The sequence below is a fragment of the Streptomyces sp. NPDC005266 genome (assembly GCF_040607655.1).
In the GTDB taxonomy this organism is placed as follows: Bacteria; Actinomycetota; Actinomycetes; order Streptomycetales; family Streptomycetaceae; genus Streptomyces.
Genome location: NZ_JBEXHC010000030.1, coordinates 18,499 through 34,396, shown reverse-complemented (window position 1 = coordinate 34,396; position 15,898 = coordinate 18,499). Strand labels below are relative to the sequence as shown.

Below are 15,898 nucleotides of genomic sequence, written 5' to 3'. Positions count from 1 at the left end.
CAACGGCCCTGGTCGCTTGACCAGGGCCGTTGTCGTGTCTCCGGGGCTACGACCAGGGGATGCCGGTCAGCCGCTCGTACGCCTCGACGTACTTCGCCCGCGTCCGCTCGACGACCTCGTCCGGCAGCGGGGGCGGCGGCTGCTCGCCGTGGCGGTCCCAGCCGGAGGCCGGGGAGGTCAGCCAGTCGCGGACGAACTGCTTGTCGAAGGACGGCTGGCGGCGGCCGGGCTGCCACTCGTCGGCCGGCCAGAAGCGGGAGGAGTCGGGGGTCAGCACCTCATCGGCGAGGATCGGCTCCGCGCTCTCCACGCCGGCCGTCGCCTCCGCGTAGCCGAACTCGAACTTGGTGTCGGCGAGGATGATCCCCCGCTCACGGGCGATGTCCCGGGCCCGGCTGTAGACCGCGAGGGTGGCCTGGCGCAGCTTGGCGGCGGGCTCGGCGCCGATGCGGTGGGCGACCTCCTCGTACGCCACGTTCTCGTCGTGCTCGCCGACCTCGGCCTTGGTGGCGGGGGTGAAGATCGGGGCGGGCAGCTCGGAGCCGTCGGTCAGCCCCTCGGGGAGGGCGAGCCCGCACACCGTGCGGCTCTCCTGGTACTCGACCAGACCCGAGCCGGTCAGATAGCCCCGCGCCACGCACTCGACCGGAACCATCCGCAGCGACCGGCACACCAGGGTGCGGCCCTCCCAGTCGGCGGGTGCACCCGTGGGCAGCTCGGTGGACACGACATGGTTCGGTACCAGATCGGCGAGCAGATCGAACCACCAGAGGGAGAGCTGGGTGAGGACCTTGCCCTTGTCGGGGATCTCGGTGGGCAGCACCCAGTCGTAGGCGGACATACGGTCGCTGGCGACCATGATCAGATCGCCCGCCTCGTTCCGGTAGAGGTCGCGCACCTTGCCCGTATGCAGGTGCTGCAGGCCCGGCACCTCCACCGGCTCGGGCTTCTCGACGAATCCGGACACGCTGCCTCCTGGTGGTTTTGTCCAAGCCCCACGATTCTGCCGCACGTGGGGGCGGGTACCGGAGGCGGGGCACGCGCCGGTGACGGGCGCCCCGGGATCGATTCCGCTTCGGCCCGCCCCCAGGGATCGGGTGCCCCTGGGGGCGGGTCCGCAGACGGATTGCGCCCCACGGGGTCAGGCCCGCTTGCAGATGCGGTCCAGGAGGGGGTCAGGACCGCTTGCAGATGCGGTCCAGGAGGTTGGCCGTCGCCCGCTGGATCCGCTCATCCGTGTGGCCCGGCCGATCCAGCGCCGGCGACCAGGCGAAGGTGCCGGACGCGAACACCAGAGCCCCGCTCGGGGCGCGGTAGACGGAGGTCTCCTGGTGACGGGTCGCACCCTCCGTGTCCTGGTACGGGGAGTGGGCGAGCAGGATCCGGCGCAGGTGCTCGGGCAGTGCGGTGCGCGGGAAGTAGCGATCCGCCTCCCCCGCGACCAGGCCCGGCAGCTCGTCGCCCTCGCCCGCCCCCGTCCCCTCCCACAGCCAGTGGCCCGCGTTGCGCACGATCAGCGGGTGGGGCTCGGGCACCCGGCCCGCGTACTGGATGCCGATCAGCTGTTGCTCCGGCGCCGTCTCCCGCCACAGCGCCGAGCGGCCGGGGCCGCGGCGCTTGCGGCAGGTCAGCAGCCGGTCCGGAGCGGAGGGCGAGGAGGCGAGCTCGACCTGCCAGTACATGGTGTTCGCGGACAGGAAGACCAGCGAGGTGCCGCTGTCGCGGGCCAGCTCCACGCAGCGGCGCAGCGGCGCCGACCAGTACTCGTCATGGCCGGGGAAGACGAGGCCGCGGTAGCGGGTGGGGTCGATGCCGCCCGCGTGCAGATCGCGCATCTCGGCGTAGGCCAGGTCGTAGCCGTAGCGCTCGGCCCACCGGATGAAGTCGTACGCGTGCCCCACATGCAGCGGCAGCCCCGCGCCCGCAAACGGCCGGTCGAAGGAGACCGTGACCGCCGCCTCCGACTCGCCCAGCAGCCGGCCCCCCTCGTCCCAGGCGTGGTAAAGGCTGGCGCCGGTCCGGCCGTCCTCGGGGTACAGGTTGTACGCCTGCCAGGTGAAGTCCGGCAGGACCAGCAGAAGGTCGGCGGGGTGAGTGTCACGGACGGTGAAGGGGATGTGGCTGCGGTAGCCGTCCACGGTCGTCAGCACCGCGACATACGCGCCGAGCTTCCAGTACGAGGGGATCTGTAACCGCCAGGAAAGCCACCAGTGGTGGCAGGAGACGGTGCGGTCGGCGGTGAGCGGGGCCGGCTGGACGATCCCGGACAGCCGGGGGCTGGTGGTGATCTTCAGTGCGCCGTCGCCGCCGTAGTAGCCGATGCGGTAGATGTCCACGCTGAACTGCTGGGGCGGGTCCACCGTGATCCGGAAGTCGATGGCCTCGCCGGGGGCCGCGGCAGAGGTGGAGGCGAAGCCCTTGATCTGCCGGTGGACGTCATCGGCGGTGCGGGGGCCCGGGATCGTGGCACGGCCCTTGGCGCCCGCCCGGCCGGCGTCGGAGACGCGGTCGGTTGCCCCGGGGACATGGACGTGGTTCACGTACCACGGGACGATATGGCCGCTGTCGTCGAAGTAGTTCTCGCTGCCGCGCAGCCAGGGCAGCGGGCCCTGGCCGAAAGGATCCGTCACCGCGTGGGCGAGTGCCCCCGACTCCCAGCGCCGGATCTGGTCCGTCCCCATCCTCGCTCCCCCTTTCCCTGCGTACCGCGGCGGTGCGTCGCCTCGCTGTCCTGTGCGCACCGTGCCGCCGCGGTCCGGCCTTGTGGGCCGGTCCAAGCACATCACATTACGCACCCACTCCGTCACCGATCGTCGCGAATTTGCCGGAACGAGACGGGAAGGGGAAGACGGGCCGGGAGGCCGTGCGCTATACGCCCGTGCCCCACACGCCTGTGCGGTACCTGTGCTGTGCGCAGGTGCCGGGTGCGCTACGCCAGGCGAACGGGCTTCTCCGGCCGCACCCCCACCTCGCCGAGCCAGGCGCGCAGCGGCCCGGCGTCGCCGTCCTCGACCAGGCTCAGCACCGGACGGGCCAGATCGGCCCGCCGCCGACCGCCCACCAGCAGCGCGGGCCCGTCCAGCCAGTCCAGGCCCGGGGCCGCGCCCGCGGTGTCCACGGCGGCGCAGCACACCATGGCGGTGACATGGTCGGCGAGCAGCTCACGGCCGGTGCGGGGCGGCTGGAGCGGGAACAGCGGAGCGAAACCGTCGATCCACGGATCGCCGACGGCCCCTCCCCCGCCGCCTGCCTCCCCCGCCGTACGGGCCTGGCCGTGCGCCCGCGTGGCCGCCTGCTGCACGGCCTCCTCGCGGGCCACCTCCACGCTCAGCCGGGCGGCCAGCTCCGGGGCGCTGCCGCTGTCCTCGTCGCTTTCGGGGCCGCTTCCGGCGCCGCCCCGGGGGGCGGCCCCGGCGCGGGTGAGCCGGTCGATTACCCGGGCCAGGGTAGGCGGGGCGGGCGCGCTCACGGAGCCCGGCGGAGGGCGCACGGCGCCGGTCCGCTCGTCGAGGACCCGGTGCAGCCGGGCGGCCTCCAGCCGCCACTTCCGGTCCACCACCTCCTCCGGGTACCGGCCCCAGTCGACCGGGGACCAGTCCGGGCCCGGCTCCGGCGGGCCGCCGTGGAAGAGACGGGCGGCGAGCAGCGAGGTCGCCTCGTCGATCAGGCCCGGCTCCTCCAGCAGATCGCAGGCCGGCCGCTCGCTGAGCCGGGAGGCGAACCCCTCGGCGAGCCGGTCGCGCCGGGAGAGCTCGGTGAGGGCCGCGACCACGCCCACGTCCAGCCGGGACGGCCAGCGGCCCATCCGCCACGCGGGCAGCGCGACCCGGGTCAGCAGCCTGTCCCAGCCCGCGTAGGCCAGGCCCACCTGCTCCTGCGCGACGATCCGCAGACCGTAGTCGACCGCCTGGGCCCGCTCGGAGGCGGCCGCGGCGACCGCGCGCTCCATCCCGGCGGCATGGTCCCGGCAGCCGCGCAGCAGCAGCCGGGCGATCCCGCCGACGAAGGCGAAGGCGGGGCGGCGGACCACCGCCACCACGGCGGACCCGGGGGCGGCGGCGGGCCCCGGCCCGGCGGACGAGGACTCGCCGCCGTGCGAGGCGACCGCCACGGCCGCGTCCAGCCCGCGGACGAAGCGACGGGCCGCGGCTATGTCGGGATGCACGGACGGGCCGGTGCCCGCCACCACCGGGGCGAGCAGGGCGCGCAGCTCGGCGACGCGCATCCACCACAGGAACGGCGAGCCGATCACCAGCACGGGCGCCTGCGGGGCGCGGCGCTCACGGCGGTCCATGACCCGGTCCGTGCCCCGGTCCAGGCCCCCCGCATCGGCTCCCCCACCCGACCCCTGCCCGGGCCCGGGTGCGGGCCGCCGCTGGGCGGCGCGGGGGCCGTCGACCGCGATGGCCCCGCGGTCCCGGCGCTCCCGGCGGCCGCCGTGCGCCGGATGCGTACGGTCCTCCAGCCAGCTGTCGCAGTCCGGGGTGAGCGCTATCGACGTCGGCGCGGGCACCTCCAGCCGCTCGGCCAGATCGCGGACGAGCTGATAGAGATCCGGGGCCGTCTCCTCGGCGATGGGCACCGTGGGGCTCAGCGCGGGCTTCGCCCGTACGATCACGGCGGCCACGGCCGCCGCCATCAGCAGGACCAGCAGGGCGCCGCCGGTCACCACCCAGCGCAGAGCCGTCCAGCCCCCGTCGTGCGAGCCGCCGCCGATCCGGCCCGTCGCGCCGCCGACCAGCAGCACGACGGCCGCGGCAGCCGGGAGGAGCGCGACCGCGAGCGCGGTGCTCCGGATGCGCAGCACCGCCAGGGCGCGGGCTCGCGCCGCCAGTGCACCTGCTTCGGGACCTGCCACGGTTCTCATCACCCCCTACTGTCCAGCCGGTCTCGGAACGGCGGACGACGGCGGCGTTGCCTTCCCCCCACTGTCGCACCGGGCGCCCGCACCGCAATGCCGGTGGGCCAGTTGCCGCACCTCGCCTGAGCGGCACACTAGTTGGGGGCCGGGCGTGCGTCAGCAGGATGCGGAAGCGCTCACCCAATGGAATGGCTCTGGGCAAAACCGGGAACCCGCGATCGCGAAGGCGAGTCCCTTAAGCCCCTTGACGATCAGCCCTGACCCCGCGGACGGCCCCGGCCGGTCGGCGCTACCCGGTTACTCGGCCGCCTTCGCGGCGATGTCCGAACGGTGGTGCGAGCCCTCCAGGCCGATCCGGGCCACCGCGCGGTACGCCCGATCACGCGCCTTGCCCAGGTCGGAGCCGGCCGCGGTGACCGACAGCACCCGGCCGCCCGCGCTCACCACCTCACCCGAGTCGCCGTCCCGCTTGGTCCCCGCATGCAGGACGTACGCGTGCGGCCCGTCCTGCTCGGCCACCTCCGCCAGTCCGGTGATCGGGTCCCCCGTGCGCGGCGTGCCCGGGTAGTTGTGCGAGGCGACGACGACCGTCACGGCCGCGTCATCACTCCAGCGCAGCGGCGGCTCGGCGCCCAGGCGGCCCGTCGCGGCAGCGAGGAGCACCCCGGCCAGCGGGGTCTTCAGCCGGGCCAGGACCACCTGGGTCTCCGGGTCGCCGAAGCGCGCGTTGAACTCGATCACGCGGACACCGCGCGAGGTGATCGCCAGCCCCGCGTACAGCAGCCCGGAGAAGGGCGTGCCGCGGCGGCGCAGCTCGTCCACGGTGGGCCGGCAGACGGTGGCCACGACCTCGTCCACCAGCTTGGGGTCCGCCCACGGCAGCGGGGAGTACGCGCCCATGCCGCCCGTGTTCGGGCCCTCGTCGCCGTCGTAGGCGCGCTTGAAGTCCTGCGCGGGCTGCAGCGGGACGACAGTCTCGCCGTCGGTGATCGCGAAGAGGGAGACCTCGGGGCCGTCCAGGAATTCCTCGATCACCACCCGGTCGCAGGCCAGCGCGTGCTCGCGGGCGGCCTCGACGTCGTCGGTCACCACGACGCCCTTGCCCGCGGCGAGGCCGTCGTCCTTGACGACGTACGGGGCGCCGAACGCGTCCAGCGCCGCGTCGATCTCGTCGGCGGTCGTGCAGACGTAGGAACGGGCGGTGGGCACGCCCGCCGCCGCCATCACATCCTTGGCGAACGCCTTCGACCCCTCCAGCCGCGCGGCCTCCGCGGACGGCCCGAAGGCCGGAATCCCGCGCTCGCGCACGGCGTCGGCCACCCCGGCCACCAGCGGCGCCTCGGGACCGACCACCACCAGCTCCGCCTTCAGCGAGGCGGCGAGATCGGCGACGGCGGCGCCGTCGAGGGCGTCGACCGCGTGCAACTCGGCGACCTCGGCGATGCCGGCGTTGCCGGGGGCGCAGTGCAGTGCGGTGACGTCGGGATCGAGGGAGAGTGCGCGGCACAGGGCGTGTTCGCGGGCGCCGCTGCCGATGACGAGGACCTTCACGGTAAGCACCCTATTGCCTTCCCCACACCGCTCACGCCCCGCCCCCAGCCGGGCGGCCGCCGTGGCCCCGCTCGCGGAGCCGCGGGGCGCCGGGATCCGCCGGGCCCCGGCCGGGCCCCGGCCGGGCCGGGTCCCGGGCGCCAGGTGGCGCGCAGCCCCCATCACGGACGCCCCGCCCGGGCCACCCGCCCCGCTCCGGCGGACCCGGAGACGACCGGCGGGGCGCTCCCGGCTCGGCCCCCCGTGGCGCCGGGGGCCATGGCAGCCCACAGGCCGTACGCCCCACGCGAGCACCGACCGACCTCGCGGGCAAGGCACAGCCCCGCCCGCCCGGGGGGCAAGGCGCAGCCCCTCCCACCGGGCCGGGGCCAGGGCGCCAGGTGGCCCGCGGCCCCCATCACGGACGCCCCCGCCCGGCCGGGGGCGGCGGGGCGCTTCCGGGGCTGGCCGCCGGTGGGCCCGCTCCGGGCGGGGAGGTGGTGGGCTCGGGCTTCGGCGGGCGGTCGGCAGGGTGGGCGGCACTCTTTTGGGTGAGGGGTGGGTGGGCCTATACCCGATGGGGCAGCTCTTACGGGCGGATATCCCGTGATCCGGTCCGCGTGGCCCACCGTTCGGCGGTAGGAATGGTGGCCGCGCATCAGCCGCGCGCCAGGAAAACAGCCGCCGCAGAGGGAGTGCACGGGTGAGTCAGCCGGAGATGCAGCCCGAGGGGCTCCCTCGGCAGGAGGATGCGAGCACCCAAGGGGACCTGCTCGGTCGGCCCTTTCCGCACGGCGACTGGGGAGAGCCCGCGGATCGGCTCGACGAGTTGTACCGGTGGGTCGAGGAGGGGGCGCTGGAGGTGGCCCAGTGGTATCTCGCCGACCGGGTGTGGAAGCGGCGGGCCGCGCGGGTGCTGCGGGTGGGGGCCGCGGTGGCGGGGGTGGTGGGGGCCGCCCTGCCGTTGCTGGATCTGATCGGGGTGCTGGGCCGCGGCGCCGGCTGGGGCGCGCTGGCGCTGCTGCTGGCGGTGGCGTGCGTGGGCTGCGACCGGTTCTTCGGGCTGACGTCCGGCTGGATGCGGGATGTGGCCACGGCGCAGGCCGTGCAGCGGCGTATCGAGTCGCTGCAGTTCGACTGGGCGTCGGAGAGCGTGCGGGAGGTGCTGGGCCCGACGGAGGGGACCGCGTCCGAGGCGGTGGAGCGGTGTCTGTCGGTGTTGCGGCGGTTCTGCGAGGACGTGTCGGAGCTGGTGCGGACCGAGACCGCGGGCTGGATGGTGGACTTCGGCTCCGGGGCGGCGTCGCTGTTCACCCAGTCGCTGTTCACGCAGTCGCTGGTGGCTCAGGGCTCCCGCCCGGACAGCGGGAGCCCCGCGAGCCGCTTTCCGCTGCCGCCCGGCCCGGCCCGGCCGAATATGCCTCGGCAGCGTCCTCCTGAGCCGCCCCGCTGACAGACGTCAGCCGAAGGCGATCATCAGCGGAAGGCGTCAGCTGAAGACGATCATCGAGCCCTGGCCCAGGCTGCGCGTCGCCGCCGCGTGCAGCCCCAGCCACACATGGCGTTCCCGCGCGAAGGGGCTGTCCTCGTACGGTACGGGCGCCGCCGGTTCCTCCAGGCTCGTCGGGCGACTCGGGGGCGCGGGGGCGACCGGCGGGTTGTGCGGGTCGATGCCGAGCGCCGGGGCGACGGCCTCCAGTTCACGCAGCAGCCCATGGCTGGAGCCCAAGGGGCCGCCGCCCTCCAGCAGTTCGTCGTTGGTCAGGGGGCTCTGGAAGTCGACGGGGACGTACGCGCCCGCGTGGTCGTAGTGCCAGACCAGATGCGACTGCTGCGCGGTGGGCTCGAACATCTCCAGCAACTGCTCGTAGTCCCCGCCGAGTTCGTCCACCGGCGTGACCGCGAGCCCGCACAACTGCAGCATGTAGGCGCGGCGCAGAAAGTGCAGCGCGTCGTAGTCGAAGCCCGCGACCGGGGCGACATCGCCGGACAGGCCCGGCATATAGCCGAAGACGGGCACGGGCGGCAGACCGGCGTCACCGAGTGCCTTGTCGTACGCCGCGATCTCCTCGGCGAACGGATTGTCGGGGCTGTGGCACAGCACATCGACGAGGGGGACCAGCCAGAGGTCACATGCCACGCGATCTCACTCTCGTATCCGTATGGTCGATGGTCGGCCCAGCGTAATGCCCCCCGTACGCGGCGCGAAGAGTGCTGTCCGACGGGCGCTCCGGGCGTCAGTGCCCGTCCGCCTCCGTGACCAGCCGCTCGATGAGCATGCGGAAATGCGTGTTGTACGCGGCTATCAGCCGCTTGGAGCCGACCGGGTCTCCCCGCGTCACCGCCGCCGTGAGTTCGCAGTGCCCGTCCCACAGCTGGCCGCGCAGGTCGCGCACCCGGCGCAGATACGGGACGGTGAAGACCCAGGTCTGCACCCGCAGCCGCTGAAGGAACTCCAGCACATAGGGATTGCCGACCAGACCGCAGATCTCGCGCCAGAAGCGCAGGTCGTAGCCGATGAGGATGTCCAGGTCGCCGGAGCGGGCGGCGCGCTCGGCCTCCTCCGCCCGGCGCCGCACCGAGGCCAGCGCCTGCGGGGTCATGGCGCGCAGCGTCTGGTCGACGTAGCGCCGGAAGACGCCCTCGACCACCATCGTGCGGGCTTCGACCATGTGCCGGAAGTCCTCGATGGTGAACTCGTGGACCTTGAAGCCGCGATGTTCCTCGACGTCCAGCAGACCCTGGGAGCACAGGTCGAGCAAGGCCTCGCGGACGGGGGTCGCCGAGACGCCGTACTGCTCGGCCATCTCCTTGACGGTGAACTGCCGGCCGGCGGGGAGCCTGCCCGCGAGCACCTCGTCACAGAGCGCGTCGGCGATCTGCTGCCGCAGGGTGTTCCGCTTGACCGGGCTGGTGCCGGGCACGGGCATCGGGGACCGTCTCCTTCCGCAGCCGTAGTGATCATACGAAGCAACGGCCCTCGCGTCACGATATGCGAGGGCCGTTGCGCGCACTGCGAAGAGTACGGCGGTGGTCTACACCGGGCTGAACGGGGGGTTACCCGGCGTACGCGTCGGCGGCGTTCAGCGCCTCGTCGAGGATCGCCAGACCCTCCTTGGCCTCGGCCTCGGTGACCGTGCACGGCGGTACGACATGGGTGCGGTTCATGTTCACGAAGGGCCACAGGCCGCCGCGCCTGCAGGCGGCGGCGAAGTCCGCCATGGCCTGGTTGGCCGGGCCGCTCGCGTTGTACGGGACGAGCGGTTCGCGCGTCTCCTTGTCCCTGACGAGGTCGAGCGCCCAGAAGACGCCGAGCCCCCGCACCTCGCCGACCGAGGGGTGGCGCTCGGCGATCTCCCGCAGGCCCGGCCCGATCACGTTCTCGCCGATCGCGGCGGCGTTCTCCACGATTCCCTCCTCCACCATCGCGTTGATCGTCGCGACGGCGGAGGCGCAGGCCAGCGGGTGGCCGGAGTAGGTGAGGCCGCCGGGGTAGGGCCGCTGGTCGAAGGTCGCGGCGATCTCGGCGGAGATCGCGACGCCACCGAGCGGCACATAGCCGGAGTTGACGCCCTTGGCGAAGGTCAGCAGGTCAGGCGTGACGCCGAAGTGGTCGGCCGCGAACCAGCGGCCGGTGCGCCCGAAGCCCGCCATCACCTCATCGAGGATGAAGACGATGCCGTAGCGGTCGCAGATCTCGCGGACCCCGGCCAGATAGCCGGGCGGCGGGACCATGATCCCGGCGGTGCCGGGGATGGTCTCCAGAATGATCGCGGCGATGGTCTGCGGGCCCTCGAAGGCGATGGTGTCCTCAAGGTGACGCAGTGCGCGCTCGCACTCTTGGCGCTCGTCCTCCGCGTGGAAGGGCGAGCGGTAGAGGAACGGCGCCCAGAAGTGCACCACACCGGCCGAGGCGGTGTCGGAGGGCCAACGGCGCGGATCGCCGGTCAGGTTGATCGCGGCGGCGGTGGCGCCGTGGTACGAGCGGTAGGCGGAGAGCACCTTGGGACGGCCGGTGTGCAGCCGGGCCATGCGGACCGCGTTCTCGACCGCCTCCGCGCCACCGTTGGTGAAGAAGATCTTGTCGAGGTCGCCGGGGGTGCGCTCGGCGACCAGCCGCGCCGCCTCGGACCGTACGTCCACGGCGAAGCCCGGCGCGATGGTGCACAGCTTCGCGGCCTGCTCCTGGATGGCGGCGACGACCTTGGGGTGCTGATGGCCGATGTTGGTGTTCACCAGCTGGCAGGAGAAGTCGAGGTAGCGCTTGCCGTCGTAGTCCCAGAAGTACGAGCCTTCGGCGCCCGCGACGGCCAGGGGGTCGATCAGCCCCTGCGCGGACCAGGAGTGGAAGACATGCGCGCGGTCGGCGGCCTTGACGGCGGCGCCGGCCGCGGGATCGGGGCTGGGGTGCGCGGGTGGCACGGACACGTTCGCTACCTCTGATCGCTCGCGGGTCGGGGGTTGGGCCCAGCGTACGGACCCGGTTCCCGGGTCGGGCACCGACAGGCTGTCCGCCATTCGGCCCGTGCCCGGACACTCTGCCGGGCCGCCGCCGGGATGCGGTGCACCGCCCCGACCTCGCCCCGGCCGACAATGACGCGAGCGGATACGGAACCGATACGGACCCGGTTCCCGGGTCGGGCACCGACACGCTGTCCGCCATTCGGCCCGTGCCCGGACACTCTGCCGGGCCGCCGCCGGGATGGGGTGCACCGCCCCGACCTCGCCCCGGCCGACAATGACGCGAGCGGATACGGAACCGATAACGGATTGTCCGCGTCGTCCCCTTCTCTCTCGGCCGCCTCTATTCTCCAGAGGGGCTGATCAGGGGGATCAACACGACAAGCGTCACGTGCGATATGACGACCCGAATGACAACCCGAATGACGACAGCGATGAGACGATGACACACACGTTCACCCGTATCGACTGATCGGCCGATCGGCAGGCGGACCATCGGCACACGGACAGGAGCCACACCGCGATGGAAGACCTCGGGGGCCAGGACCCGCGGTGGATAGGCGAGTACCGGCTACTCGGCAAGTTGGGCGAGGGCGGAATGGGCCGGGTCTACCTGGCCCGCTCGGCCCGCGGCCGCACCGTCGCGGTGAAGCTCGTACAGGCCGAACTCGCCCGCCAGCCCGACTTCCGCGACAGATTCAAGCGCGAGGTGGAGGCGGCGAGACGGGTCGGCGGCCAGTGGACCGCGCCCGTGCTCGACGCCGACACCGAGGCGGCTGTGCCCTGGGTGGCCACGGGCTATATCGGCGGCCCGTCCCTGCACAGCGTGGTCGCCGAGGACTTCGGGGCGCTGCCCGAGCACTCGCTGCGGGTGCTGGCGCACGGTCTGGCGCTGGCGCTCCGCGACATCCACGGCGCCGGTCTGGTCCATCGCGACTTCAAGCCGTCGAACATCCTGATCACGATCGACGGGCCGCGGGTCATCGACTTCGGCATCGCGCGGGCGCTGGACGCCGTCGGCTCCACCTCGGGTGGCAACCTGACGATGACCGGCGCGGTCGTGGGCTCGCCCGGCTTCATGTCGCCGGAGCAGGTGCGCGGTGAGCCGGTGACCGCCGCCAGCGATGTCTTCTGCCTCGGCTCGGTGCTCGCCTTCGCCGCCATCGGACGCCAGCCGTTCGGCAGTGTGGACAGCGGCGTCCATGCCCTGATGTACCGAATAGCCCAGGAGGAGCCCGATCTGACGGGGCTTCCCGACGGCGCGCTGGCGCTCGTCAGCGCCTGCCTGAACAAGGACCCGGCCCTGCGGCCCTCGGTGGACGACCTGATCGCGGCCACCGAGCCGGTCGACGGTGAGGCCGAGCCCTGGCTGCCGGGCGGCCTGCTCGCCCGGCTGGGGCGCGACGCGCTCCAACTGCTGGAGGTGGAGGCCGAGAACGCGCAGCCGGTCGCCGGGCCGCCGCAGGGCCCCTCGGCGTACGCCACTGGGCCGGCGCCCTCGCCGACCGCCCCGCCGTCGCCCGTCCCGCCCTCCGCCTACGCCTCGCCCTCCCCTCCCTCGGCGTATGCCTCACCGGCCCCGCACGCCGCCGCGCCGACCGCGCCCGCGTACCCGATGAACGGTGGCATGGGGCCCGTCCCCCATCATCCGGCCCCGCCCTGGCAGCAGGGCGTCGGCTATCAGGTCCCGGTCCGCTTCCCCGCCCAGGGCACCAGGGTGAAGTCGGTGCGCGGGCTGGGCAACGCCCTGCTGACGGTGTTCGGACTCTGGGTCGCGCTGACCGTCATCGATCTGTATCTGAACATGTCGCTGTTCGGCGCGTACCGCGACTTCTTCGACGGCGAGGGCACGATCGCGGCGGTCGGCCGCCGCAAGGAAGCGGCCGACTCGATGGACATCGGCACTGGGGTGAGCGGCCTGGTGGTCCTGGTGCTGTGGCTGATCTGGTTCTGGCGCACCTATGTCAACGCCACGGTGCTGGCCCCCGGCCGTCAGCGGTTCGGCAGCGGCTATGCGGTCGGTGCCTGGTTCATCCCGGTCGCCCAGCTGTGGATTCCCAAGCAGATCGCCAACGACGTCTGGACCTCCAGCGCCACCCCGGGCCCCGGGCGCGTCCCCCGGGCGGCACTGCACTGGTGGTGGACGCTGTTCGTCACGATGTTCTGCGTCGACCCGCTCGCCGGCCTTGTCGAGCTCGGGTCCGAGGACGACTGGGACAAGCGGGTCTCCGTCGTCTTCAACATCACCGACGACATCGTCTCGCTGCTGGCGGCCGTGCTGGCCATGGTCGTGGTGGCACGGCTGACCGGGATGCAGGAGCGGCGGGCCGCGCCGGCGGCCGGGCCGCCGCAGGGCGCCGGGATGTTCGGCCCGCCCGCGGCGCACTGACACCGGCGCGCGGGCCGCGCTCCCGGCCGGTCCCCTCGGGTTCCGGCCGGGCCGCTTCGGTCCTCAGAGGAACGAGTTGATCTGGATCGTCTCGTCCCGGCCCGGCCCCACGCCGATCGCCGAGATCGGGGCGCCGGACATCTCCTCGAGCGCCTGCACATACCGCTGGGCGTTCTTCGGCAGCTCTTCGAAGGTCTTCGCCTTGCTGATGTCCTCCGACCAGCCCGGCAGCATCTCGTAGACGGGCTTGGCGTGATGGAAGTCGGACTGGCTGTGCGGGAGCTCCTCGACCCGCTTGCCGTCGATCTCGTACGCCACGCACACCGGGATCCGCTCCCAGCCGGTGAGCACGTCGAGCTTGGTGAGGAAGAAGTCGGTGAGGCCGTTGACCCGGGTCGCGTAGCGCGCGATGACCGCGTCGAACCAGCCGCAGCGCCGGTCGCGTCCGGTGGTCACACCGCGCTCGCCGCCGATCGTGCGCAGCTTCTCGCCGTCCTCGTCGAGCAGCTCCGTGGGGAAGGGACCGGCGCCGACGCGCGTGGTGTACGCCTTCAGGATCCCGATCACGCGGGTGATCTTCGTGGGGCCGACGCCGGTGCCGGTGCAGGCACCGCCCGCGGTCGGGTTGGAGGAGGTGACGAAGGGGTACGTGCCGTGGTCGACGTCGAGCAGCGTGCCCTGACCGCCCTCGAAGAGGACGACCTGGCCCTGGTCGATGGCGTTGTTCAGCACCAGGGTGGTGTCGGCGACATAGCCGCCGATCCGCTCCGCGTAGCCCAGCAGCTCCTCGACCACCTGGCCGGCGTCGATGCCGCGGCGGTTGTAGAGCTTGGCGAGCACCTGGTTCTTGAAGTCGAGGGCCGCCTCGACCTTCTGCCGCAGGATCGACTCGTCGAAGAGGTCCTGGACCCGGATGCCCACGCGGTTGATCTTGTCAGCGTAGGCCGGGCCGATGCCGCGGCCGGTGGTGCCGATCTTCCGCTTTCCGAGGAAGCGCTCCGACACCTTGTCCAAAGTCGTGTGATACGACGTGATCAGGTGGGCGTTACCGCTGATCAGCAGCTTGGACGTGTCGACGCCGCGCTCGTTCAGCCCGCTCAGCTCGGAGAGCAGGACCGCCGGGTCGACGACGACGCCATTGCCGATGACCGGGGTACACCCCGGCGAGAGGATTCCGGACGGGAGGAGGTGCAGCGCGTACTTCTGGTCGCCGACCACCACCGTGTGGCCGGCGTTGTTGCCACCCTGGTAACGCACCACATAGTCAACCGAGCCGCCGAGCAGATCGGTGGCCTTTCCCTTGCCCTCGTCACCCCACTGAGCACCGAGCAGCACAAGTGCGGGCACAGGCGTACACCCCTTCCGGGCGGGGCATGTCCAACGTGCGTGGTGGCGTGCGCCACCACAAGAGCCGTCGAACCGGTGCCCCGGATAGACGAAGCCCCTGGCGCAACAGCGACAGGGGCTCTTGCACCGAGAGATTACCTGAGGAAGGACCGAGGTGTCGGCTCCAGATCCCTGGCACTGTCCGCCGGACGCCGTCCGGGGGCGCCCCCTGCTCGTGGTCATCGACCCCCTCGCCCGGCGAACGGACGGGGAGTCGGTGCGCATCGCGAAGGATGTCCTGTGTGCGGGCGCGCAGACGAAAATCTGCCTGCCGGACGGGCCGGAGGAGGTCGAGCGGGCGCTGGCCCGGCGCGGCGCCCGCCGGCCGGTGGTGGTGGGCGACGACCGTGCCCTGCTGCGCACGGTGGAGCTGCTGCACCGCCGGCGCGAGCTGGCGGACGCGGCGCTCGCGATGGTCCCGGTCGGCAGCTCCGCCACGGTCGCCCTGGCCCATGCGCTCGGGGTGCCGACGGACGCGGTCACGGCGGCGCGCACGGTCCTCGACGGGGCCGTGCGCGCGCGCGACCTGCTGGTGGACGAGAGCGGCGGGGTGGTCCTCGGGGGTCTGCGGATTCCCTCCGGACCGCAGCAGCGGCCGGGGATCGGCGCGGGCGGTACGGAGGGGGCGTACGGGACGTACGGGACGTACGGCGTGCCGGGCGGGCCCGACGGGACCCCGCACGGCGCCGGGGCGGACGGCCATGGCTGTCCCTGCGGGCCCTGCGGCCCCTGTGCGCACGGCCGGAACCCCGACCACCCCGGCGACCCCGGCGACCACCACCGGCATGACGGTGCGGCCGACGGCCATGGCACGAGCCCGCCCGGCTCGGCACCCCCGGACGGCCATCCGTGGTGGATCCCGGCGGCCCGGACCGCGCGCACGGCCCTGACGCTGCTTTCCCTGCCGGTCATCGGCCTCACCGGCGGTGGGCGCCGCCGGGCGCATCCGCCGCCGCAGCGGCTGCGGATCGAGGCGGACGGGGTACTGCTGACCGATCTGGACCGGCCCGTCGAGCGGGTCTCGGTGTCCACGGCCGGGCCGGGCGGCGGGCTGGCCGAGGTCGTCGTCCATCCGCACGCCGCCGACCGTCCGCTGCGCGCGCGGGCGCACGCCATCACCGTCTCCGGCCAGGACTTCCGCTACCACGCGGACGCGCTGATCCGGGGCCCGGTCCGCAGCCGTACCTGGACCGTGCTGGCAGAGGCGTGGAGCTTGATGCTGCCGTCCCGGGCTTGAGCGCCGCTCGCGCCCTGCTCGACCCTGCGGCGCG

11 protein-coding genes are annotated in these 15,898 nt (G+C 73.2%); 3 read left to right on the top strand and 8 right to left on the bottom strand.

Going from position 1 to position 15,898, the window contains the following annotated elements; translation table 11 throughout:
* Positions 1-46 precede the first annotated feature (46 nt).
* The 4 genes from ABZU99_RS32895 to purD all read right to left on the bottom strand — a co-directional run bounded on the left by ABZU99_RS32895 (position 47) and on the right by purD (position 6,412).
* Positions 47-967 (bottom strand): phosphoribosylaminoimidazolesuccinocarboxamide synthase, encoded by a 921-nt coding sequence (locus ABZU99_RS32895; RefSeq protein WP_356048022.1) that lies wholly within the window; start codon positions 965-967, stop codon positions 47-49.
* A 208-nt stretch (positions 968-1,175) separates the two neighbouring features.
* On the bottom strand, positions 1,176-2,681 hold the full coding sequence (locus ABZU99_RS32890; RefSeq protein ID WP_355948567.1) for a N,N-dimethylformamidase beta subunit family domain-containing protein: 1,506 nt from the start codon (positions 2,679-2,681) through the stop codon (positions 1,176-1,178).
* Between the two features lie 248 nt (positions 2,682-2,929).
* Complete coding sequence (locus ABZU99_RS32885; protein WP_356048020.1) at positions 2,930-4,867, bottom strand: hypothetical protein; 1,938 nt, start codon at positions 4,865-4,867, stop codon at positions 2,930-2,932.
* 291 nt (positions 4,868-5,158) lie between these two features.
* A complete protein-coding gene (purD, locus tag ABZU99_RS32880; RefSeq protein WP_356048018.1) occupies positions 5,159-6,412 on the bottom strand; it encodes a phosphoribosylamine--glycine ligase in 1,254 nt (417 codons plus the stop codon).
* Between the two features lie 682 nt (positions 6,413-7,094).
* On the opposite strand from purD, the gene ABZU99_RS32875 reads away from it, so the two are divergent.
* Positions 7,095-7,844, top strand: a complete 750-nt coding sequence (locus ABZU99_RS32875; protein ID WP_356048016.1) for an SLATT domain-containing protein — start codon at positions 7,095-7,097, stop codon at positions 7,842-7,844.
* Between the two features lie 36 nt (positions 7,845-7,880).
* On the opposite strand, the gene ABZU99_RS32870 is transcribed toward ABZU99_RS32875, so the two are convergent.
* The 3 genes from ABZU99_RS32870 to ABZU99_RS32860 form a co-directional block, all read right to left on the bottom strand.
* Positions 7,881-8,531, bottom strand: a complete 651-nt coding sequence (locus ABZU99_RS32870) for a hypothetical protein (RefSeq protein WP_355948556.1) — start codon at positions 8,529-8,531, stop codon at positions 7,881-7,883.
* A 97-nt stretch (positions 8,532-8,628) separates the two neighbouring features.
* Positions 8,629-9,321, bottom strand: a complete 693-nt coding sequence (locus ABZU99_RS32865; protein ID WP_356048014.1) for a GntR family transcriptional regulator — start codon at positions 9,319-9,321, stop codon at positions 8,629-8,631.
* A gap of 127 nt (positions 9,322-9,448) precedes the next feature.
* A complete protein-coding gene (locus ABZU99_RS32860; protein ID WP_356048012.1) occupies positions 9,449-10,819 on the bottom strand; it encodes an aspartate aminotransferase family protein in 1,371 nt (456 codons plus the stop codon).
* 556 nt (positions 10,820-11,375) lie between these two features.
* Between ABZU99_RS32860 and ABZU99_RS32855 the strand changes: the two genes are divergently transcribed.
* Positions 11,376-13,241: a DUF4328 domain-containing protein gene (locus tag ABZU99_RS32855; RefSeq protein WP_355948548.1), complete on the top strand. Its 1,866-nt coding sequence runs from the start codon at positions 11,376-11,378 to the stop codon at positions 13,239-13,241.
* 63 nt (positions 13,242-13,304) lie between these two features.
* Here the strand turns inward: ABZU99_RS32855 and ABZU99_RS32850 are convergent, their stop codons facing one another.
* On the bottom strand, positions 13,305-14,588 hold the full coding sequence (locus ABZU99_RS32850) for an adenylosuccinate synthase (RefSeq protein WP_355948545.1): 1,284 nt from the start codon (positions 14,586-14,588) through the stop codon (positions 13,305-13,307).
* A gap of 154 nt (positions 14,589-14,742) precedes the next feature.
* On the opposite strand from ABZU99_RS32850, the gene ABZU99_RS32845 reads away from it, so the two are divergent.
* Positions 14,743-15,864 carry a hypothetical protein gene (locus ABZU99_RS32845; protein ID WP_355948542.1) on the top strand — a complete coding sequence of 374 codons (1,122 nt, stop codon included), beginning with the start codon at positions 14,743-14,745 and terminating at the stop codon, positions 15,862-15,864.
* Positions 15,865-15,898 lie beyond the last annotated feature (34 nt).

Excerpts from the sequence above, each read along its gene's own strand:
- ABZU99_RS32890 (WP_355948567.1), bottom strand. The coding sequence starts at position 2,681 with ATGGGGACGGACCAGATCCGGCGCTGGGAGTCGGGGGCACTCGCCCAC.
- ABZU99_RS32885 (WP_356048020.1), bottom strand. The coding sequence starts at position 4,867 with ATGAGAACCGTGGCAGGTCCCGAAGCAGGTGCACTGGCGGCGCGAGCC.
- ABZU99_RS32865 (WP_356048014.1), bottom strand. The coding sequence starts at position 9,321 with ATGCCCGTGCCCGGCACCAGCCCGGTCAAGCGGAACACCCTGCGGCAG.
- ABZU99_RS32855 (WP_355948548.1), top strand. The coding sequence starts at position 11,376 with ATGGAAGACCTCGGGGGCCAGGACCCGCGGTGGATAGGCGAGTACCGG.